The sequence below is a fragment of the Vibrio sp. 1557 genome (genome assembly GCF_033340175.1).
Lineage (GTDB): Bacteria > Pseudomonadota > Gammaproteobacteria > Enterobacterales > Vibrionaceae > Vibrio > Vibrio alginolyticus.
Genome location: NZ_JAWOVZ010000007.1, coordinates 37,731 through 59,268, shown reverse-complemented (window position 1 = coordinate 59,268; position 21,538 = coordinate 37,731). Strand labels below are relative to the sequence as shown.

Here is a 21,538-nt window from a genome sequence, read left to right as displayed (position 1 = left end):
CATCGCATCTTTTAAGCAATCTGCGTAGCAGACATTTTACATTTTCATCAAGTGGTGGGACGCTGTTACAGGAAAACATAAATAACGACATATTAAAGCACTATTATTTATGCGTCCCACTTAGACTGAACTGGTTTACTTCTGCGCTTCTAACAACACTTCACGGATCACACCGCACGTTTTAGCGACTTCTTCTGACGATAATGTTGGATGAACCAAAAACATTAAACTGGTTTCACCTAACTGCACTGCATTCGGCAAACGTTTTTCTGGTCGCCATGGCGTATTATCAAATGCTTTTTCTAAATACACCTCAGAGCAGCTACCTTGATAAGCCGGAACACCACGCTCCACAATGGCTTCCACAATGCGATCTCTCGTCCAGCCCTCTGCCAAATGTTTAGGCTCAACAAAAAGGTAATGTTTGTATTCAGCGTGCTGCGAATGCTCAGGCACGTGAACGCGTCGAACGATATTGAGATCTGCAACAGCCTCATCGATTTGTGCCGCATTGGCTTGGCGTTTTGCCGTCCACTCTGACATGCGAGTCAATTGAATACGACCAACCACAGCTTGTAGCTCAGTCATACGCCAGTTGGTTCCAAAGCTGTCGTGCAACCAGCGAAAGCCTGGTGGATGCTGACGGTTATAAATCGCGTCATAGTTTTTACCATGATCTTTATAAGACCACATTTTTGACCACAAATCTTTATCATTCGTGGTCACCATGCCGCCTTCACCGCCTGTCGTCATGATCTTATCTTGACAGAATGACCAAGCACCAATGTGACCAATTGTGCCGACACTGCGGCCTTTATATTTCGCGCCATGTGCTTGAGCACAATCTTCAATAACATAAAAACCATGTCTTTCTGCAAGCGCCATGATGTCATCCATTTCTGCCGGCATACCAGCCAAATGAACAACGATGACCGCTTTAGTCTTAGGAGTTAGGACCGCTTCAATCGACGCTGCCGTAATGGCTTGGCTATTGAGATCCACATCAGCGAACACAGGGTTGGCGCCAGCCGTAACAATAGAAGACGCAGAAGCAAGGAACGTTCTAGGCGTCGTAATAACCTCGTCCCCTTCACCAATCGCTAACGCTTTAAGCGCGACATCGAGTGCAAGGGTACCATTGCTTAGTGCAACAGCATGATCACATCCAACCCAAGCTGCGAATTCTTTTTCGAACTCACGGCACTCACTACCCGTCCAGTAGTTTACTTTGTTTGACAGTAGTACACGACTAACTGCGTCGGCTTCTTCTTGAGTAAAAGAAGGCCATGGAGAAAATGGAGTATTAAGCACGATGCCACCTAAATAAAAATTATTCTGAGAATGTTATTTTGAGTTTACGAGCTGTGCAGGCGTACCCACAACAGTTTGCAAGTCTGGTACATGGTTCAGGACAGTCGCGCCGGCTCCTACCATTACGCCCGTACCAATGGAAATAAGTTGTTTAACTTGGCTTCCGATACCGAGCCAGCTACCCTCACCGATGGTCACTCCACCAGCAATATTGCAACCAGGACTAACGTGCACACCATCAGCCAAACTGCAATCATGGTCTATAGTTGCAGCCGTGTTAATAATGCATGCTTTACCAACTTTGACAAAAGGATTGATGACAGCACCAGCCATGACCACCGTACCTTTATCAAGCTGACTATGCCGACTAATTGTGGCCCTAGGGTGCTCTAGTACAGAGAATTTAGCGCCAGCTATACTCAGTTGCTTCTGCTTTTCTAACCTGATTTTATTATTGCCGATGGCTATCACCGTTAGATCAAACTGCGCCGCTATCTTTAACAAGGTTTCGGAATTCCCTTTGACTGGCCAATGCTCCACATTTTGCAACCCTGGCCAGCGATCATCAAAAAACTCAATGTTTGTATAACCATTTAGCTCCGCAATTTCAGCAACGACTTTCCCGTGACCACTAGCGCCTAAAATTGCGCAAGTTCTATTCATGGACTTCGCTCTGCTTTGATTGACCAGTAAAAGGTTCTATCGTGACATGGCCATCTGCCGATATTCCTTCTTTCACAAACACTTTTTTAACGGTTAGGAACAGAATTTTGATATCTAGCCATAGGTTACGATTATCGACATACCAGACATCGAGCTTAAACTTATCTTCCCAACTAATCGCATTACGCCCATTAATTTGAGCCCAGCCCGTTACGCCAGGCCTGACTTCGTGACGTCTTGCTTGCTCTTTACTATAAAGCGGTAAGTACTGCATTAATAAAGGACGTGGCCCCACTAAACTCATCTCACCTTTCAATACGTTCCACAACTCCGGAAGCTCATCGAGACTTGAATTTCTCAATTTGTCTCCGAACGGAGTCATTCGCTCGGAATCAGGAAGTGGATTTCCTTGTGAATCGACTGCATCTTTCATGGTACGGAACTTAACCATTTCAAATGGTTTGCCATGCAAACCAGGACGTGTTTGACGAAACAACACGGGCGAGCCTAAGTTCTTGCGTATTTTCCAAGCTACGAGCGCGATAATCGGTGAAAGTAAAATAAGGGCAAATAAAGAAGCCGTGAAATCAAATGATCTTTTCATTATTTACCTCTGCAGATTTCACATCTGTTTGAGCCGTTCCTACTACCCACTGAACCCATTTATCAGCTAACAACTGACGGTCAAACTGACTTTCAGCAAGCTGTCGAGCGGATGCCCCCATGTTAACAAGCGCCCCTCGATTATCTGCCGCCTGCTCTAAGGCATTTGCAAATGCCTGCGGATTTTCCGGAGCCACAGTAAAGCCACACTGAGAATCTTCTATCATCCCTGCTAACCAACCTGGGTAGTTATTAATCACAGGGAGGCCCGCAGAAATATAATCGAAAAATTTATTCGGAGATGTTCCGTAATAAAAAGCAGGGATATTTGCCAACACTTGCATTCCAACATCAGCGCTTGCCATCAAACCCGCCAACTTCTGCTTATTTACAGGAGGGTGAAATACAACGTTATTCAGCTGCATCTCTTTAGCTTTCGCCTCCAATTGTGGTTTTAGCTTACCTTGCCCCACCAAAACTAACTTAATATCGTTTCGGCCACGGCTTTGTAACTCTGTCGCTGCATCTAAGACAGCATCCAAACCGTTCGCCATACCATGAGTGCCAGTGAAAACCGCCATCAAATCTTCTTGCGTGACACCTTCTGGTCGCCATGGCTCGCTTGGTTGAGTAAAGATGGAGAGATCACAGCCATTGGGCACCATCGCGATTTTGTCTTTAGGTACTCCACGCTTCTTGATTCCCTCGACAATGCCAGGAGAAAGGCCAATACAGCGATTCGCACTGCGATAAGACGCCCATTCTAATAGAGACATCAAACCCAAAATGATAGGGTTTGTAATTACCCCCATTTCTTTTGGTAATTCAGGCCACAAATCCCTTACTTCAAATACAAACGGCTTTCCACGTAACCAACGTGCAAAAATACCTGGAATACCCGCTGTTAATGGTGTTGTTGTTGCAAACAATACATCGTATTTCTCTGTAAAAGCTAAGCCGATACTTTTGAGTGCAAACTTAACAAATGTCATGCTTCTTTTAAGAAAGCCATCTGAGTTGGAATACGCCAAATCAAACTCAATGATGCGGATACCATCGACGACGCCCTCACGTTTGCCACCAATAAACTCTGACTCTAACCCTGTCTCTCCTCCACCATATGTGCCACATACCATAGTGACATTATGCCCATGGTGAATTAGGCGCTTTGACATCTCGTAGGAACGTATTCCTGTGGAACCTTTAGGTGTTGAAAAATGTTGATGAAAATAAAGAATATTCATTATCTGTAATTATACTCTGTCGTTATTTTGCCATCTGACGTTACTTCGATTTCCAAAACAGGAATGGAAGTTTCTTGGTAGTAATAGCGAGACTCTTTTCCTTCGACTAACTCAAGTCGTTTGATGTCGGTATTACTATTTATCGTTATAGAATGAATATGGTTGGTGATGCGATTGCCTTCTATCATCCATTCCCCTGGACTCAGGCGCCAACGTAGTATCGCTTTGTTCTGTACACCGTGGATATCATCGACAACTCGCAGCGCACTGTTCGAAAGAGAAATCTCTCTTTTATGACTGCACCCCAAATAGTCACGGTAACTAGCGCTACAATATTGGCGATCTTCATCCCAATGGACATTTTCAGCCTTAAGCCAAGCACCTAAGAGAAATCTGCTCAAGCGTGGCATTTGTTCATGCTCATCAAACTGAACCGTATTATGACTTTGCGTTCCACCATAGTAATCGATATATGCTTGACCAGCATTGTAACTAAAGGTGCCACCGTCTCTTAACAGGTTTACACCATCAAGCCAAAAGTCCACATGTAGAGCATCGTTTTGAGCAGGTCGAAAACGAAATATAGGGTAATTGAATAGTGCAAACGCTCCAGTTTGGCTTCTTAATCCGGCGTATCCGCCTTGCGCAAAATGAAACGAACTTGGTTTGTTAAGTGCTTGCTGTGGTTTACTTAACCCCAGAAGTTTAAGTGGTTCATCATAGCTACCTGCTTTTTCCCAAGCAGATGACTGCAAGAACAGGACTGAGGCGAGCTGAACCGTTGGGCGAAAATCTCGATAATCCGAGTCACTTAAAGGTAACAACCTTGCGCCATCGTTATGACCTAAATTAGGTGCATCCCCATTTACTTCTTGAGTCAACTGATATAACCATTGAGTCGCCAAACCAATTTTTGTATACAACGACGGACTAAACGACTTGAGATTAAGCTCCCGTCTCCATAGCTCTGCCATTGAGTAAGTATCTAACATAACTCGGTGATAGTTGACTGAATACTGGCTGAATGTTCCATCACAATCGATTAAATGCTTTGCTCGATTCTCTAACCACTTACGCCCCATTTTTTGCCAGCGCATAGCGCTTTTATCACCACTGGAAACAAGCCAACTTCCACCGATAAATAGGGCGGCAGCTTCCGAAGTGCCATGGTTGTTATCTTGAGCAACGGCATAAGAGATGGTCGGGGCAATGCGTTTTAAGTGGGCTTTAACAAATGCCAACAGTGCAGGTTCAGGACTTTCAACTTGATTCAGTAATTTAGCAGCCATAGCCAAATGCATGACTCTTATTGAGGCTTCTTGACCACACTTCCAGTTCGGCCCCAAATAAGGAGAATTGTGTTTTAGCCAATCTTTCGTAGTTGCATTCAGCTCATCAAGCGCTTGCTCTCTTCCAGAAAGATAATCCTTCGCTAAGCCTAGTACCCAGTCGAATCTAGATGCTTCCCAAATCCCTTTAATATCACCAACATTAGAATCAAAGTCAGACAAACAAAACCAAGGTTTATTCATGTTGGAGTAGCATTTTCCAGTTAATGCGCTCTCCGCCCATCGCAATTCACTGACTAATCGCTTCGGCCTCCAACCAAAAGGGGAGAATTGGTATCGCTGACTAGATTTACATTGAACTGAAGCAGATAAAGGACGAAACAAAAGCCCCGATATCGAGGCTTGATTGAGACGCTTAACTGGGTTTAATCCGCTTCGGACACCTAGTTGGTAAACTGCCACTCTGGCTAAATTGAAAACACCCAAGTTCTTTGCAGTTTGCGCTTTTAGTTTGAGACTCATTGTTGTTTACGCAATTGCTCTGCTATTTCAATTGTCACTCTTGCTACTTCGAATAGCTCTCGAGGTGGAATCGGCGACTCTTTACCTGATTCAATAGCACTAAGGAAAGCAGCCGCACAACCTGTTTGCCCTTTGTCTTGTTTCCATAAATTCATTTTACTAAAGCCAGGCCAACCAAAACCTTTTAACTTACGGAAGTTGTCTAATTGAAGTACTCTACCTGCTGCGAAAACTTCTACGCGCTCTTTCGGGAAGTTAGCAGCACCATTAGCTAAGTAGTGGATAGTGCCGAAAGAACCATCAGCAAAACCAAGAATAATCGCAGCTTTATCTTCCGTGATATCAACACTATCAACATCACCCATACGACGACACTGCACAGAAACAATCTCTGAATCAGCTAGGTATCTCATTAGATCAATGAAATGGCACGCCTCGCCAATAATACGACCACCGCCAATTTCATTATCTTGCGTCCAGTGATCCGCAGGGATAGATCCAGCATTCATGGTCATCATAAAGCTCTTAGGTTCTTTCACTGACGAAAGTAGCTCTTTCATTTTTTGCACTTGAGGCGAAAAACGGCGGTTAAAGCCAACCATTAACTTTGGCGCTGAAGCAGTAGATGCTTTCGAATAATAGGTAGCTTCCACTTCCGCAAGCTCTTCTAGAGTGACGGCTAAAGGCTTTTCTACAAATACGTTTTTACCTGCATTAAGCGCTTCAGAAACAAAATGAGCATGGCTGTTATGGCGCGTAACAATTGCAATTGTGTTAATTTCTGAGTCAGAAATCATGGCGCTTGTATCAGTGGTGGTTTTTGCAAAACCAGCTTTTTCGCCATGAGTTACTCCATTAATACCACCAGAAGTGGCAATAGTATGTAGTTGAGCGCCTCCCGATTTAAACGCAGGGATCAACATGCGAGAAGCGTAGTTCCCTGCCCCAACAAACCCAACAACAGGCTTAGATGCTTCAAAAGTCGCTTCGCTGTTAAGTGTGATAGACTTTTCGTGGCGAACACTGGAATCACTCTGATATTGAAGCAAAATACCTAGCGCTGACTTATCAGAAGTCAGTAATTCATATGCTTGCGCTGCATCTTCAAATTTAAATCGATGAGTAATAAGTGGTTTAACATCAACTTGGCCAGAGGCCATCATGTCCAATATAGCTTCGAAATTTCGTTGTTCAGTCCAACGTACAAAAGCATATGGGTAATCTTGACCATTATCTTCGTAGTTGGCATCGTAGCGACCAGGGCCATAAGAACAAGAGACTTGGAAGGTTAGTTCTTTCTCATAGAAATCCGCACGATTTAGCTCTAAGCCAGTCACACCAACAAGGATAATGCGGCCGCGCTTACGACTCATTCGTGCAGCTTGTGTCACTGGATCATTTGATTTTGTCGAAGCAGTAATAATTACGCCATCGACGCCGTTTCCACGGCTAAATGCCATACCAGCTGCAACAGGATCTTCACCTTTACCAGGGTTACAAACTTCCGCGCCGAATTGCTTCGCCAGCTCCAACTTCGCATCATCGTAATCAATCGCCAGTACACGACAACCTTGAGCACGAAGCAATTGAACGGTTAGTAAACCAATTAAGCCAACACCAGTAACCACAAACGCCTCACCTAATGTTGGTTCGGCTAAACGAATCCCTTGTAGACCAATACTCGCCACAACCGTAAACGATGCTTCCTCATCGGATACGTTGTCTGGAATTAAAGCGCACAAATTTTTAGGCACACGGACGACATCTGCATGAGGGCCGTTCGATACAACGCGATCACCTTCTTTGAAGCCCTGAACACCCTTACCAACGGCGTTAACGACACCAACGTTGCAATAACCCAAAGGTAATGGTTGTGCCAACTTAGACTGCACTGCTTCTAATGTTGTCACCAAACCATCTGTCTGCACTTTTTCCAACACCATTTTTACTTTGTCTGGCTGCTGGCGGGCTTTATCTAACAAACTCGCTTTACCAAAATCTACGAGCATACGTTCTGTGCCCGCAGAAATTAAAGAGATAGTGGTATCGATTAACACATTACCAGCAGTAGCTTTTGGTGCAGGGGCTTCAACTAAATTAGAGCCACCTTTAGCCATATCTTGGAGTATTTGTTTCATTCTCTAGCCTTAATTATTTTTGCAGGTACACCTGCACAAATTGAATTTTTTGGTATATCTTTAGTTACGACGCTCCCTGCGCCGACAATACTTCCAGAGCCTATAGTAACTCCGGGGAGAATCACGCATCCAGCACCAATCCATACATCATTCTCGATATACACTGGCTTTTTAACATGTCCAGACTGGAAAACTTTCAATGGAAGGTTTGGGATTTTGTGGTTCGAAGTTAAGATATGAGTATGGTAACCGATTAGTACTCTATCACCGATACTCAATCCACCATCAGTTGTTACTAAAACACCCTTCGCAAAATCAACATCATCTCCAATAACAAGATTTCTACCAGAAAAAATCCAGACACCAGGGTAATATACAATCCTTCTCCCAACTTTAGCCTTAAACAAAAACCTCAAATACAAAGACTTAAAACTGTTAAAAAAGCGCAGCCTTGGAAGGAAAAATACAATATAGCTTAAATATTCAACCAAACAAACAGCATCATATCTAACGTAATCCTTATATAAACTCTTCAATAATTTTGACATATTCTCTAAACTTTTCTTTCGTACTAGGCAATTCTTTTAGTTTCAATTTACCTGCGTCTATATAAGATTTATATCTATCCGCATCAATCACTACTTTATAAACTTCAACCGCAGATGCTTGAACATTATCCAGGTCTATATATATTGCGGCATTTCCACACGAATCACGAGCATATCCAGCATCTTTACATACTAATAATCTACGCGAAGCCCACGCCTCAACCCAATTATTAGAAAAACTCTCAAGCTCAGCTACATTTATGACAACATCCGATTCCAATAAAACTTTAGGAACATCATCTGGCTTTATAGGCCCGATATTATTTAACACACCATCAATACTGAGTCGGGAAAATTCTTCCATAATTTTGTCAAAGTAAGCACCTTCCGGCAAAGTCACCGTCATATTTACCTTTAGACCAAGCTCAATTATTTCTTTTAAAAAAGGCCCTAATCTGTGAATGTTCTTATTAGGATGAGCTCCAGATAAGTAAAGAAAATTAACAACCCCCTCCTCACAACGTGAGTTAAATCTCTTTGCGTCTGGGATTTCCTTGAGACGCTTTAGAATCAGCGAGCTAGGAGCCATATTAACTAGCCGTAAAGGCGTATCATTAAACACCTCATTACTTCTGGCCAATTCAATTAGTCTATTAGTTTCAAGAATAATAACATCACTAGTGCTAACAAGTTTTCTTATCAACTCATCTTTTATATTCTTTATCCATTTTTTCCAGAATGGTAGAAATGCCCAAAAATCAACTTGACGCTCGATTATATTAGATCTCGCGAAACCAGATATTGCAATTGAACGGCCTCTAAATAAAGGAGCAGTACCAAATAAGGTAAATATGGCAACCACATCATTTTTTCTAGCAAAAAAATAGTTGCCAAATATTTCGTACCGTATACGAAACAGAAAGGTGCAATTAAATGATCGATATGGCAGGTTTTGTTCTATACAAAATAGCTCTAACTCACTTCCTTTTCTAACAAAAACGGTAAACTTAAAACTTACATCAGTCATACTGAGTTCAGTCAAAAATGAAAGCGCATTTTGCAACCCTCCACCGGCCGCAACAGGAATTAAGTTAATGATTACCATTATTAATAAGACCTCTATAAGTCAATAAACTAACCAAATAAGAGACAAACATTACCAAGCCCATCTCAAATGCTGAGGAGGCCAAGAAAAATGCGCCGGAAATATATAGAGCAGCATAAAAAGCACTCATAATAAACGCCTTTTTATAGATGCCATTAGCAAAGAAAATGTTTATTTTCGCCTGATAAATAACACTTAATAAAGCACAAAAAACATATACTACAATTACAGGGGTTATTTGCTCGGAATATCTTGGATATATCATTGATGATAAATATGATAGCGGAAGAATAAACACGGATGTTAATACACATAAAAATAACAGGCTTCTTTTATATACTTTAACATAATATTCATCCCTTAAATTTGCTACGGAAACATTGCTAACCATCCCTGGAATCAGGGTAATCAAAATAAACCATTGAAAAGCAATATTAAGTAAAACGACTTCAATTTTATCAGCGGCTATTTGAAGGATGTTTAATGCAGCCAAATGTACTGGCGCACCCATAAACACCGTAAGAACTAGAAAAGTCAAATCACTTGATTTAAAATTTTTTGATACTGTTTTTGATTGTGGCACTTTGCCTGTTCTATTATTAATATATATAAATGTAATCACTGACAATAGAGGAAAGATTAAATATAGGATGTAAAAATAAAATTCACTTTTAGATGCGACTGCATAGACGACAAGAAAAGAAAATAGGAAACAACCCACAAAATTAACTTTATTAAGAACTTTACTATAATCCAGAGAAATAATTCTTAAATTAAAAACCCCTGATATATATACAAAAGCAAAAAACGCTAATGAAAAAAAGCAACCCAACATGTCCAGATCAAAAGAAAACAATGAAATAAGAGCTACACCACTAGCCCCAAGCCACATTAAAGTGCATGTGATTAACTTAAAAGAAAGAGTATTAAAAAAATTTGCAATATAGTTATTTATAGCAATTAGCGGTGTGGCAACCATTGCTGAAACAACATATGCCGAAGACAAAGCATAAAAATCATTTTCTGATAAATAGTATGCAGATAATATGTTAGCAATAAAAACAGCTCCTCTTGAAAAAAACAAAGGTATAAGTTTAGTTGCCAAGCTTATATATGTACTAAATCTAGCCTTCATTTTTAATTCTTACTAACTCTTTAGGAGTCAATTGGTAAATAAACCAATAAAATAGAGAGCAGTAACAAAATGATTTAAGAAAGAAACCAAAATCTGACCGCTGACCTGAAACAAAATAAACAGCTAGCAATATAGCAACACCAAACTTAAGATCTGAATGATTCTTTTCATGCTTGACAATGAAATATATAACAAAAATTGCCAACATGGCATACATGAAATAACCAAAAAATCCAAAGTTCCAATAGAAATCCGCTAGTAACATAAAATCATAGCCCATATTTTCATTAGTATTAAATAAATCGTTAAATAAGTAGGATGATCTTAAGTAGAATTCATTACCATCAAATGCATAAAGAATAAAACTTGGCGTAAATATTCCAATCAAATAATTGATAAATGTTTCGCCATATAGGAAACCTGTCGTATTAGCCACATAATATTTGACATAAGCAAGAATCTGAGATGCTCCCAAACCACCGATAGTGCCACTAAGAAAACCATAGATTAGATAATCAGCTTTAGCCGTACCTTCTGCCCGCACTATATAAGATATTAAAATGGAAAAGAAACCTAACATTAGGTATATCATTTTTCTAGAAAAAATAATTTTTATAATCTTACCATCATCATTTCTAAATAAGAAAAAAATCAACATGACTAAGTATGAGAAAACTATCCTTCTATCACCATTAGATATTTCAGAGAAAATAGATAGTAATACAAATAATATAATGACAATCTTTGATGTTTGATATCTCCAAAATGCGACAGTGTATATTATAACTAAAGGAAAAGTTAGAATCCCCAACCTAGATATAGCAGACATGAAGCCTCTGTCGAACTGACCAACCCCTCTACTAATTGTAGAAAATGTCCAATTGACATTTAGCAATGCGGTGATTGAAAACAATAGCAATATAGCTGTCATAACATAATATAAATAACCTCTTTTATATCTTGTCACATATACTCTAGCCTTATGGTCACAGCCAATTTTTAGCTTACAGAAGATAGTATATATAGTGATCAATAAAGCAAATACTAGAATAGAGTCGTAAATAGCACTTTCTTCATAGCCTAGTGGAAAAAAAGGAGAGAAGTCAAAAACCCCAGCATAATCTGCATACTTTGTAACGATATAAGCACCAAAAAAGTTACAAAAAAGACCAACTAATAAAACTATACTTGCACGCATCTCTTTCCCATACTTTAATAGATACCCTTGGTATCGATAATCAAGCCATTAGTTAGAGTTACTAATTTGAACTCTTTATGATCAACTAATATAACCTGGACATCACCTTCATTTGCTGCGATATCAAAGTCTACAAGTTCAACTTTCTTTAGCTTCTCAGGAATTGAGTCAATATTTGGCTCTACAACAACAACACGGCCAGCATGCATTTCAGCAATTTTTTGTGTGATAGCCATCGCTGGGCTTTCACGTAAGTCATCAATATCAGGTTTAAATGCCAAACCGTAACAAGCAACCGTTACTTCACGGGCTGTTTTATCTGGGTTAGCTTGCAAAAACTCGGCAATTGCCAGTTTTACTTTATTAATTACCCATTCTGGTTTCGCATCGTTTACTTTGCGTGCGGTATGAATGATTCGTGCTTCTTCTGGTGTTTTCGACACAATGAACCAAGGGTCAACCGCAATACAGTGGCCACCAACACCAGGGCCTGGCTGAAGGATGTTTACGCGAGGGTGGCGGTTCGCGAGTGCAATCAATTCCCATACATTGATGTCTAGCTTGTCGCAAATGATTGAAAGTTCGTTAGCAAAAGCGATTTGAACATCACGCGAGCTGTTTTCTGTCAGTTTTGCCATTTCCGCTGTGCGCGCATTTGTCACGACACATTCACCTTGCACAAAAGTACGGTACAACTCTACTGAGCGCTCAGAGCAGCGAGTAGACATACCGCCAATAACGCGATCATTTTCTACCAATTCACGAACAACGTGACCAGGCAATACACGCTCCGGGCAGTGAGCGATATTCACATCTGCTTGTTCGCCATGCGTTTGTGGGAAAGTCAGATCACCACGAGCTTCAGCTAGCCAAGCGGCCATTTGCTCTGTGGCTCCCACTGGTGACGTAGATTCAAGAATAACGAGGTCACCTTTTTTAAGAACTGGTGCAATGGCTTTACTTGCCGCTTCAATGTAAGACAAATCAGGCGCTGGTACTTCGCCTTCTTTACATGGCAAAAATGGCGTTGGGACCGCAATCAGAAATGCATCTGCCGGCTCTGGCGTTGTGGTTGCTTTCAAGTAACCTTCAGACACTGCTGCACTTACGATCATATCGAGATCCGGCTCAACAATATGGATTTTGCCTTGGTTGATGGTATCAACTGCGTGCTGGTTTACGTCAACACCTACTACCTTTTTCTTACGTGATGCAAACATCGCTGCGGTTGGCAATCCGATGTAACCTAAGCCAATAACTGAAATTGTTTCAAAAGACATGATTTTTCCTAACTAAATGATTATTTTGCTAATTCTTCTAAAATACGCTGACATGCTAGACCATCACCATAAGGGTTGTGTGCAAAGCTCATCGCTTGGTAAGCCTCTTTGTCATTAAGTAGCACATCTAAACCAGTGACAATCTTATCTACATCTGTACCCACTAGCTTTACTGTGCCCGCGGCAACGGCTTCTGGTCTTTCTGTTGTGTCACGCATAACTAATACAGGTTTGCCTAGGGAAGGCGCTTCTTCTTGGATGCCGCCAGAGTCGGTAAGAATGATATGTGCTCGACTCATTAGGTAGATAAATGGCAGATATTGTTGAGGCTCGATAAGATGCACATTATCTACGTTTGACAGAATGCGATTTACTGGCTCTCTTACATTCGGGTTTAGATGTACTGGGTATAAGATTTGTGCTTCAGGGTGGTCTTGCGCAGTTTTAGCTAAAGCTTCACAAATGCGTTCAAAACCGCCACCAAAACTTTCGCGACGGTGACCAGTAACCAAAATCAGTTTTTTGTTTTCATCAAGCATTGGAAACTGGCTTGCCAATTGTTGGTTAAGCGCGCTGTCGTTATCAATTTTGTCTTTAACCATCAATAGAGCATCGATAACGGTATTACCTGTGATGCTGATATTGTCTGAATTGATGTTTTCTTGTAGCAGATTGTGTTGCGAGGTTTCTGTAGGAGCAAAGTGATAAGTAGTTAACGCACCAGTTAATTTTCGGTTTGCCTCTTCTGGCCATGGCGAGTAAATATTGCCAGTGCGCAGACCTGCCTCTACATGGCCCACAGCAATTTGCTCATAGTAAGCTGCAAGGCTTGCAGCAAAGGTAGTTGCAGTATCACCATGTACAAGCACTACATCTGGCTTAAACTCCTGAAGTACTGGTTTAAGTTCCAGTAAGATACGGGCCGTTACATCGTTCAGTGATTGACCAGCCTTCATCAGGTTAAGATCGTAATCAGGCTTAATTTCAAATAACTCTAAAACCTGATCCAGCATTTCTCGATGTTGAGCGGTAACGCAGCACTTAGCGTCAAATCGCTCATCATTTGCAAGCGCATGAACTAGAGGAGCCATTTTTATGGCTTCTGGACGTGTACCGAATACGGTGAGAATTTTCTTTTTAGACATTGTAAATAACCTAGGCCAAAGAATAGGACGTTGATGTGAATAATCGCGAGTGGTGGACACAACACTTCTTCTTACATTAAAAAGCAACAAAGCATTGTTTCCGGACAGCACAATAACCCCAGAGGAAAATACGCAAACGAACGCGCCATACCTTTGAGGAGCAGAAATCTAGGTAGACAATTTAGGCAAGTCAGTCATTTTCGCAAAGAGGAAACTCTTGTGAAGACTGTGGTTGATAGGTATTGGTTGATAAACCTGATGCCTAGCCATTATCTTTTTAAAACAGTGTTCATTACTGTTTTGTCCTCCTCTGACGTAATAGGAGGTGCTTTAAGTGTTTGTTTGAAGTCTCTATTTTACTTATAGAGCCTTGCCAGAAATGCAACAGTGTGCTTAATTGTATTTATTGTCTGACGACATTTTTATGTCACTCGGAGAACTTTTTTGCTTTTTGGCACGCTACCGCCCTTAGGTCTGGCTCCTAAAGGCAATGCATTTGTTTTTTTATCATTTGTGCTCAAGGCAAAGGATTGTATAGCAAACAGGTTGCAACGAAAAGCACAACGCTGACAAAAAAATGGCTTTCTTATGACAACTGGCCAAAATGCAAACTGTCAGTTTGACAAGAAGATCGTAAATTCTGCCTACCTAAAACGCGTTTTATAATACGCATTTATTCATTTTTATTTATTACAAAATGCAAAAAGTTGACCATGTGGAATATGCATCACAATTTAGTGCAACTAAAAATACCATTTGACACTCTCCTAGCATTTTGACTCCTACTTTTGTGTTTATCTGGCTGGTTGCCTCTCCCTCTTCTTTCTTGAATTCATTACATTGATGCTCATGAAAAGGAGATCGTTATGAAAGTACTTCATCATGGTGGGAAGAATACGGTGACAGGCTCTTGTCACGAACTGCAACTCGAGCACGGGAGCATTTTGATCGACTGCGGATTATTTCAGGGTAAGGATGCATTGGTAGGCCGTCATGACCGTTCGATGGCGATAGAATTTTCCTTAGCCAAGGTAAAAGCACTGGTGCTGACTCATGCTCATATTGACCACATAGGCCGATTACCGTGGTTACTCGCTGCGGGTTTTAAAGGAAAAATTTACTGCACACAAGCTACTGCTGAGTTGGTCCCTCTTATGCTAGAGGATGGATTAAAGCTGCAGCTGGGTTTAGGCAAGCATCAAAGACAGCACATCTTAAATCTAATTAAGCAGCGATTGGTGCCGTGCCGGTACAACACATGGCTTCCTCTTAAGGGGTTGGCTTATTTACGCTTTCAACCTGCGGGCCATATTTTAGGCTCTGCTTATTTGGAATTTAAACTCTCAAATAATGACGTAATTGTATTCTCCGGCGATCTCGGCCCAAGTGATACGCCTTTACTTCCTGATCCTAAGCCACCAGAAAAAGCGGACTATTTGTTTATCGAATCGACCTATGGTGATAAGCATCATGAAAGTGTGAAAAGTAGAAGTGCTCGGCTGCTTTCTATTGTCGAACATGCACTGGAAGATGGTGGTGTGATTGTTATTCCTGCTTTTAGTGTAGGTAGAACACAAGAACTGTTATTCGATATTGAACAGCTTTTGTACCAGGAGTCTTTACATGGAGCCCTACCGATTATTCTTGATTCGCCTTTAGCACGGAAGGTGACAAAAACTTATCGGCGCTTTAAAAAGCTTTGGGGTAAAGAAGCGAAGCAGCGTTTGGAGCAGCAACGTCACCCTTTAGCGTTTGAACAATGTATTACGATCGAGACTCATGCTGAACATATGAGATTGGTGAATCGTCTGGCGAGCACGTCTGAGCCAGCTATTGTGGTTGCGGCTTCTGGGATGTGCGAAGGTGGTCGAGTGGTAAATTATCTTAATGCGTTGTTACCCGATAGCCGTAATGATGTGCTGTTTGCTGGCTATCAAGCAGAGGGAACGCTAGGGAGAGAAATTCAAGAAGGGGCGAGTAAGGTTGATATCGAAGGAAAGAAAATTAAAGTGAAAGCTCAAATACATACGATGTCTGGCTATTCTGCTCATGCAGATCAATCTGATCTAATTCGATTTGTAGAAGGAATTAATCCGCCGCCAAAAGAAGTGCATTTGATTCATGGTGAAAGAATGGCAAAAGCGGAGCTGTATCAACATTTTGCCAGGAAAAAAACGAACATTGTGCTTTAATTTACTGATAAGTAAATCAGGAGAAATAGTGTAAAAGTAACGTTTTGCTACCATTTCGTTGCTTATTTTCTCCTTGAGATAGTTACCTTGTCGGTTAAAATAGCCGTCGAATAATTACAATGGCAGTTGGCACTATTATGTTTCTGGAACTTCTATTTATCTTCTTTTCTTCGTTTGCCACTTTGTTTCTCATGCGTAAGGTTGCTAAGTCGGTTGGCTTAGTCGATAAACCAAACGAAAGGAAGTTACATGAAGGTGCTGTTCCACTTATCGGTGGGATCTCTATCTGCATTGTTCTTATCCAGTTTCTCACCTTTAAACCACAAGTTATCGAATACAGTTGGCTGTATGTATGTTCTATCGCACTCTTAACGCTTATCGGAGCCATCGACGATAAGGTCGACTTGAGTTTCAAGATACGCATGGGGGTTCAGGCTGGCTTGTCTTTAGTGATGATTCATATTGCTGGTATTGAACTGCACAGTTTAGGAAACATGTTCGGTTTTGGTGAAATCAACTTAGGTTGGACTGGCATTGTGATTACAGTGTTAGCGGTGATAGGTGCAATCAATGCTTTTAATATGGTAGACGGCATTGATGGTCTTCTGGGTGGGCTTTCTATTGTAACCTTTGGCGCTCTTGCCTATTTATTGAGGGTAGACGCCCAACACGGCTTAGCTTACCTCTGTGTGGTAATTATTGTTGCCATGCTGCCGTATATTTTCATGAACTTGGGTATTTTAGGGCGCGCTCGAAAAGTATTTATGGGTGACGCAGGCAGCATGATGATTGGCTTTACAGTTATTTGGCTGTTGCTCGGTGTCAGCCAAGCAGAAAGCAAACCTTTGATGCGTCCAGTAACAGCATTGTGGTTAATTGCGGTTCCGTTGATGGACATGGCGGCGATTATGATTCGCCGCGTTCGCCGCGGGGATTCGCCATTCAAACCTGACAGAGAACACTTGCATCATATTTTCCAACGTATGGGTTTAAGCTCGAAACAAACTCTTGTTGTGATTTGCCTGATTGCATCTGCATATGCGGCATTTGGTATCTATGGTGAATTGACCGGTCTATCTGAAGCTATCATGTTCTATACCTTCATCGCCTGTTTTATTGTGTATTCAATTTTACTTGCTTATGTGTGGCGAATTACGAGTTACTTTCGTAGTAAGTTAAATAGTAACGAAGCGACAGCAACCGAGCTTTGATACAAAAAGGGCTCTCAGCCCCCTTTTCAAACTCGACCTACAGTTTGTTTGCTAAAGCTAAGTAAACATATTTTGTAAGCTTTATTTGTCTAAATATTCTTGATGGCTCAGAGAGTAGTCGATATAGCCATTCTAAGTTCAGACGACACCAAAAATCAGGCGCTCTCTTAACCTCACCGACAAAAACATTATAAGTTCCGCCAACCCCCATCATAAAGCAAGTTAAACCACTATCTTTTGCTTTCTTCATAAATAGCTCCTGCTTTGGAGAACCAAGAGCCACAGAAAGGATTTTAGCTCCGGAGCGCTGAATCTCACTGATAAGTAACTCTTCGTCAGAGAAATAACCATCCTGAAATCCAACAACGTTAACACCTTGTTGCTTGAGCTTCTCCACCGTTCTGAGCAATACGTTCTCTTTTGCACCCAAAATAAAAACAGGAGTGTCGGCTTCAGCCGCTGCGAGCATTAACCGCTCCCAAAGCTCGCAACCAGGAATTCGACTAACTTTTTGGCCAAGTTTCTTTGATGCGACCCAAACGGCTCCCATTCCGTCTAAGTAACGAAAACTTGCAACTTCAATGGCGTTTTTTGTTTCTAAGTTTGTTCTAGAAGCGAGAATTTTTTCAGGATTGATAGCTACAGCGATTGTTGCGTTATCAAGATTGTGAGTCATGATAGTGCTCACAGCAGATTCCATTTTTTCGAAGCAATGAACCTCAAAATTATCGATATTAGTCTTAAGCACTGTATTCGACATTCTTTAAAAACCTCTTTGTAACTGGCTCGGGAGAATATTTACTAAGTACATATTCATCTCCTTTTATATCTCTCATTTCTGCTGCTTCTTGTATGGCACAAGCCAAAGAGACAGGGTCATCATTGTCGATCAAAACTCCCATGCCTTCAGGCACTACGTCTGGTATCGCTTGGAAATTGAGAGCTACAACGGGAATATTAGCTGATAAAGCTTCTAAATAAACCATACCAAAAGAGTCGAATCGAGAAGGTAGACAAAACAGGTCAGTATTGGAAAACAATTCAAGCTTAGACCCATAATCAACCCAACCAAGAAAGGTAACTCTATCGCTCAGTCCTAATGCTTGAACTTGCTTCTTAAGTTGCTCTTCTAGAGGGCCCGAGCCAGCAATTGAAAGTTTATAATTACTAGGTAGTATATGGAGTGCGTTAATAATTTCTCTAAACCCCTTTCCTTCGACGAGCCTAGTCATTGCAAGTATGTTAACGAACGCCGTTTCTTCGAGTTTCTTACCTTCTAAAAAACGCACTTTATTTTCTTCGATAAGCTGGACTAACTGAGAGTCTATCGGATTAGGTGAGACAAATACTTTTTCATCAAATCCATGATGTGCAAACTCACTTTTCCACCAATTGGTCAAAACAACAAAGTGATCAGAAAGGAAATATAGACATTTAAGACAGAGTCGGCCAAATGAACTATGTAAGTAATGATGAGTTTTAGCTGAATGAAAGTGTACTACGACCTTAGCTCCTTTCAATTTGCATATTAGTATAAAAATACTTTTCCTAAGAATTGAAAACCAAGGACCAACGTGAAACCAGCAAACATCACCACTTTTTACTCGAAAAGCAGAAGCCAAAGCTTTAAAGAAATTACCAACCTTGTTAACCCCTGAGTGAGTTGTAACTAGGTTTATTGGAACATCACGTTCACGCAATGATTCAACGTAACCTACTAAAGCGGTGCTAATACCACCTTTACCACTTTTTAATTCCGTACTAAAAATATGAATCATGCCTTTTCTCATAAATAATCAAACAGGAACACCACTAGGCAAAAGATACATTAAAAAGACAAAAACTAAGTTCGTAACTAAAATTGCAAAACAGGAAAAATGCAGCAACAAATTACTCTTTCTATTACTTACAAAAGTCAAAACCTTAACAAGTAAAAATGCAACTAAAACAAAAGAAAGCTCAGCAACTCTAGATGCAATGATAAATTGATTTGATAGCATAAGAGATATTGACAAAAACACCAAAAGGTTAACCATCCTTATCGAAACTCTAATATTTTTATCTTTCAAAAACAAGCTAGAAATATTTTTGTTTATAAAATAAACCAAACAAAACACAAACAAACAACGACCTAATATTAATATATACTTTAATAGCTCAGTACTATTTTCAAAAGAATTTTTTCCATCCCTCATTAGAATGGCATTGATTGACACTAGCACTGGATTATTGAACCCTAAAAAATCAATAACTACATTCAATAATATTAGAGTTATTGGAAATGCGAATAATATTATTGCATAAATAAGTCTATCTGATAATAATAGATATCGAGCAAAACAATATAAAAAGTAGAGCAATGGCATTAATATTATTGTTTTATGAAAAAAAAATGCCAACAATATAAATAAGAATGAAGTTAGATATGACCTATTACTAAAAAATGCAATTGCAACAAGAGAAATAACAATCGCTATAGCAGATCTAATAGCCTCATATGGACCTGGTAAAAAAGCAATCAATATATAAGCTGATATGAAAGGGGAAAACTTTACACCAGTGATTAGAGAAGATAAACTCAAAAATAACAATGTCATTAATGCAAATAAAAACAACACCCCCCTAAAACCTAAATTATAATAACTCGAAAAATGAACTAATATATGAAAGGTTGGTTCATACTTTTTATTTAACAAACCAACAGAATTATTAAAAGTAATTAGAGAAAAGTCTAAGTTAGAAATTTCAGAATAAATACTATAATAATTATTTAAATCATACCCAAGCTGCCTTACCGTAATTAATATCAATATAGGAAAGATAAAAAACAGCATTAGTTCTTTATAACTATGCTGATAAGCAACATTAGCATATGAGAAAACAAATAATAATGTTAAGAGAAGCAACTCAATTAGCATTTTATTCTACCAGTTTAGAAAAAATCTTCTTGTAGTTTTTTTCTAAATAAACTGCCTGATAAATATCACACACTTTTTTCCTTGAGTTATCTAGATCTTTAAATTGAAATTTAGATAACTCATCGTAGAAAAGAGGGTAATCATTGCCTAACAAGCTCACCAAAGGCTTATGCCTTAAAGATATAATAGGCAACTTCCAAGACACATAATCAAGAATTTTGATAGGAAAGGTCATTGAGTCATATTTGTTCAATGGTCTAGTATGTACAGCAGCAATAACATTACCTCGGCCAATTCTTTCTTTAACTCCGTCGCGATCATGAGAAAGTAGCTCAACTTTTTCGCTTACTAAAGAAAAATCTGGATGTTTGTAAATCAGTGCTTTATCTCTAGTTATCAGTAGGAGCCTTACATTACTATCTAAGCTCATCGCAAACTTAATTAGGTTATCTACACCCGAGTATTTATATCCCAACCCGCCGACGTGTAGGATATAGTTAATACGTTGACTTGAAATTGGAAAATCAAAAGAATCATATTCATCGACAACAATCCCTGGTGGTAAGTCAGAAGTGGGAGAATTACAATTATAGTAGTCAAGAAATTCTTTAGCCATATCTTTTGTTGGAAAGTACAATTTTGTTGCAACAGAAATATATAATCTATTCGTGATATCTAACAATAATTTAGTAACTTTTTTCCTTAAGGATCTATAATCTTCTGGAAATAAGATCGTGTAACAATCCCTAATGTAAACTCTTATATCGCATCTTTTGATATATTTTAAAAAAACAAGAGAGATAATATCAGCGATATTGAGTCTGTTTGTTGAAGATTCAACATAAACTAAGCTCTTTTTATGCAAGCTCATAACTGAAGTTATTTTTTCTAAAAAACCACCGGAAACTATAGCATCAAATACATTTGACTCTACAATGTTAGTGACCCTAACTGATGGACCACTATTTTTATTTGAAATATCAGGAACGACATATAAAATTTTACTTTTCATCTTGAATTACAATTAACCTAAATT

The 21,538-nt window shown here is 39.8% G+C and carries 18 protein-coding genes; 2 read left to right on the top strand and 16 right to left on the bottom strand.

The genetic code is table 11. The features are described 5' to 3' along the window. Positions 1–135: 135 nt before the first annotated feature. From R7070_RS11080 to wecB, 12 genes are all read right to left on the bottom strand, one after another. A complete protein-coding gene (locus R7070_RS11080; protein WP_258655218.1) occupies positions 136–1,311 on the bottom strand; it encodes a DegT/DnrJ/EryC1/StrS family aminotransferase in 1,176 nt (391 codons plus the stop codon). A 33-nt stretch (positions 1,312–1,344) separates the two neighbouring features. Further along, positions 1,345–1,974 (bottom strand): acetyltransferase, encoded by a 630-nt coding sequence (locus R7070_RS11075; protein ID WP_318141219.1) that lies wholly within the window; start codon positions 1,972–1,974, stop codon positions 1,345–1,347. Further along, entirely contained in the window at positions 1,967–2,578 is a 612-nt protein-coding gene (locus tag R7070_RS11070; RefSeq protein WP_047103859.1) for a sugar transferase, read from the bottom strand. The genes R7070_RS11075 and R7070_RS11070 overlap by 8 nt, the downstream gene beginning before the upstream one ends. Continuing rightward, a complete protein-coding gene (locus R7070_RS11065; RefSeq protein ID WP_318141218.1) occupies positions 2,562–3,821 on the bottom strand; it encodes a glycosyltransferase family 4 protein in 1,260 nt (419 codons plus the stop codon). Before R7070_RS11065 ends, R7070_RS11070 begins: the two co-directional genes overlap by 17 nt. Then, positions 3,821–5,353, bottom strand: coding sequence for a heparinase II/III-family protein (locus R7070_RS11060; RefSeq protein WP_318141217.1), 1,533 nt, complete (start codon positions 5,351–5,353; stop codon positions 3,821–3,823). The genes R7070_RS11065 and R7070_RS11060 overlap by 1 nt, the downstream gene beginning before the upstream one ends. A 275-nt stretch (positions 5,354–5,628) precedes the next feature. Continuing rightward, positions 5,629–7,770 carry a bi-domain-containing oxidoreductase gene (locus R7070_RS11055; RefSeq protein ID WP_318141216.1) on the bottom strand — a complete coding sequence of 714 codons (2,142 nt, stop codon included), beginning with the start codon at positions 7,768–7,770 and terminating at the stop codon, positions 5,629–5,631. Beyond that, a complete protein-coding gene (locus R7070_RS11050) occupies positions 7,767–8,318 on the bottom strand; it encodes an acyltransferase (RefSeq protein ID WP_318141215.1) in 552 nt (183 codons plus the stop codon). The genes R7070_RS11055 and R7070_RS11050 overlap by 4 nt, the downstream gene beginning before the upstream one ends. Next, positions 8,290–9,423, bottom strand: coding sequence for a glycosyltransferase (locus R7070_RS11045; RefSeq protein WP_318141214.1), 1,134 nt, complete (start codon positions 9,421–9,423; stop codon positions 8,290–8,292). The genes R7070_RS11050 and R7070_RS11045 overlap by 29 nt, the downstream gene beginning before the upstream one ends. Further along, a complete protein-coding gene (locus R7070_RS11040; protein ID WP_318141213.1) occupies positions 9,410–10,558 on the bottom strand; it encodes a hypothetical protein in 1,149 nt (382 codons plus the stop codon). Before R7070_RS11040 ends, R7070_RS11045 begins: the two co-directional genes overlap by 14 nt. Beyond that, positions 10,548–11,756: an O-antigen polymerase gene (locus R7070_RS11035; protein WP_318141212.1), complete on the bottom strand. Its 1,209-nt coding sequence runs from the start codon at positions 11,754–11,756 to the stop codon at positions 10,548–10,550. Before R7070_RS11035 ends, R7070_RS11040 begins: the two co-directional genes overlap by 11 nt. Before the next feature lie 14 nt (positions 11,757–11,770). Continuing rightward, the gene (gene wecC / locus R7070_RS11030) at positions 11,771–13,036 is read right to left on the bottom strand and encodes a UDP-N-acetyl-D-mannosamine dehydrogenase (RefSeq protein ID WP_318141211.1); all 1,266 of its coding nucleotides are present in this window, start codon (positions 13,034–13,036) and stop codon (positions 11,771–11,773) included. Between the two features lie 20 nt (positions 13,037–13,056). After that, positions 13,057–14,181, bottom strand: a complete 1,125-nt coding sequence (gene wecB, locus R7070_RS11025) for a non-hydrolyzing UDP-N-acetylglucosamine 2-epimerase (RefSeq protein ID WP_256900465.1) — start codon at positions 14,179–14,181, stop codon at positions 13,057–13,059. 866 nt (positions 14,182–15,047) lie between these two features. On the opposite strand from wecB, the gene R7070_RS11020 reads away from it, so the two are divergent. After that, on the top strand, positions 15,048–16,373 hold the full coding sequence (locus R7070_RS11020) for an MBL fold metallo-hydrolase RNA specificity domain-containing protein (RefSeq protein ID WP_258482103.1): 1,326 nt from the start codon (positions 15,048–15,050) through the stop codon (positions 16,371–16,373). 137 nt (positions 16,374–16,510) lie between these two features. Beyond that, a complete protein-coding gene (gene wecA, locus R7070_RS11015) occupies positions 16,511–17,584 on the top strand; it encodes a UDP-N-acetylglucosamine--undecaprenyl-phosphate N-acetylglucosaminephosphotransferase (RefSeq protein ID WP_171344418.1) in 1,074 nt (357 codons plus the stop codon). A gap of 37 nt (positions 17,585–17,621) precedes the next feature. Here wecA and R7070_RS11010 read toward each other — a convergent pair whose 3' ends face one another. From R7070_RS11010 to R7070_RS10995, 4 genes are read right to left on the bottom strand one after another with little or no spacing between them, the layout of a single operon-like run. Continuing rightward, complete coding sequence (locus tag R7070_RS11010) at positions 17,622–18,344, bottom strand: WecB/TagA/CpsF family glycosyltransferase (RefSeq protein WP_171344419.1); 723 nt, start codon at positions 18,342–18,344, stop codon at positions 17,622–17,624. Continuing rightward, entirely contained in the window at positions 18,325–19,362 is a 1,038-nt protein-coding gene (locus R7070_RS11005) for a glycosyltransferase family 4 protein (RefSeq protein WP_171344420.1), read from the bottom strand. Before R7070_RS11005 ends, R7070_RS11010 begins: the two co-directional genes overlap by 20 nt. An 18-nt stretch (positions 19,363–19,380) precedes the next feature. Continuing rightward, entirely contained in the window at positions 19,381–20,502 is a 1,122-nt protein-coding gene (locus tag R7070_RS11000) for an EpsG family protein (RefSeq protein ID WP_171344421.1), read from the bottom strand. Between the two features lies 1 nt (position 20,503). Then, positions 20,504–21,514, bottom strand: coding sequence for a hypothetical protein (locus tag R7070_RS10995; protein ID WP_171344422.1), 1,011 nt, complete (start codon positions 21,512–21,514; stop codon positions 20,504–20,506). Positions 21,515–21,538: the final 24 nt, after the last annotated feature.

Bases quoted from the DNA above. Each gene is read 5' to 3' on its own strand.
- R7070_RS11010 (WP_171344419.1), bottom strand. From the start codon at position 18,344: ATGTCGAATACAGTGCTTAAGACTAATATCGATAATTTTGAGGTTCAT.
- R7070_RS11000 (WP_171344421.1), bottom strand. From the start codon at position 20,502: ATGCTAATTGAGTTGCTTCTCTTAACATTATTATTTGTTTTCTCATAT.
- R7070_RS11040 (WP_318141213.1), bottom strand. From the start codon at position 10,558: ATGAAGGCTAGATTTAGTACATATATAAGCTTGGCAACTAAACTTATA.
- R7070_RS11050 (WP_318141215.1), bottom strand. From the start codon at position 8,318: ATGTCAAAATTATTGAAGAGTTTATATAAGGATTACGTTAGATATGAT.
- wecA (WP_171344418.1), top strand. From the start codon at position 16,511: ATGTTTCTGGAACTTCTATTTATCTTCTTTTCTTCGTTTGCCACTTTG.
- R7070_RS11070 (WP_047103859.1), bottom strand. From the start codon at position 2,578: ATGAAAAGATCATTTGATTTCACGGCTTCTTTATTTGCCCTTATTTTA.
- R7070_RS11055 (WP_318141216.1), bottom strand. From the start codon at position 7,770: ATGAAACAAATACTCCAAGATATGGCTAAAGGTGGCTCTAATTTAGTT.
- R7070_RS11035 (WP_318141212.1), bottom strand. From the start codon at position 11,756: ATGCGTGCAAGTATAGTTTTATTAGTTGGTCTTTTTTGTAACTTTTTT.
- R7070_RS11020 (WP_258482103.1), top strand. From the start codon at position 15,048: ATGAAAGTACTTCATCATGGTGGGAAGAATACGGTGACAGGCTCTTGT.
- R7070_RS11045 (WP_318141214.1), bottom strand. From the start codon at position 9,423: ATGGTAATCATTAACTTAATTCCTGTTGCGGCCGGTGGAGGGTTGCAA.
- R7070_RS11065 (WP_318141218.1), bottom strand. From the start codon at position 3,821: ATGAATATTCTTTATTTTCATCAACATTTTTCAACACCTAAAGGTTCC.
- wecC (WP_318141211.1), bottom strand. From the start codon at position 13,036: ATGTCTTTTGAAACAATTTCAGTTATTGGCTTAGGTTACATCGGATTG.
- wecB (WP_256900465.1), bottom strand. From the start codon at position 14,181: ATGTCTAAAAAGAAAATTCTCACCGTATTCGGTACACGTCCAGAAGCC.
- R7070_RS11075 (WP_318141219.1), bottom strand. From the start codon at position 1,974: ATGAATAGAACTTGCGCAATTTTAGGCGCTAGTGGTCACGGGAAAGTC.
- R7070_RS11005 (WP_171344420.1), bottom strand. From the start codon at position 19,362: ATGATTCATATTTTTAGTACGGAATTAAAAAGTGGTAAAGGTGGTATT.
- R7070_RS10995 (WP_171344422.1), bottom strand. From the start codon at position 21,514: ATGAAAAGTAAAATTTTATATGTCGTTCCTGATATTTCAAATAAAAAT.
- R7070_RS11060 (WP_318141217.1), bottom strand. From the start codon at position 5,353: ATGAATAAACCTTGGTTTTGTTTGTCTGACTTTGATTCTAATGTTGGT.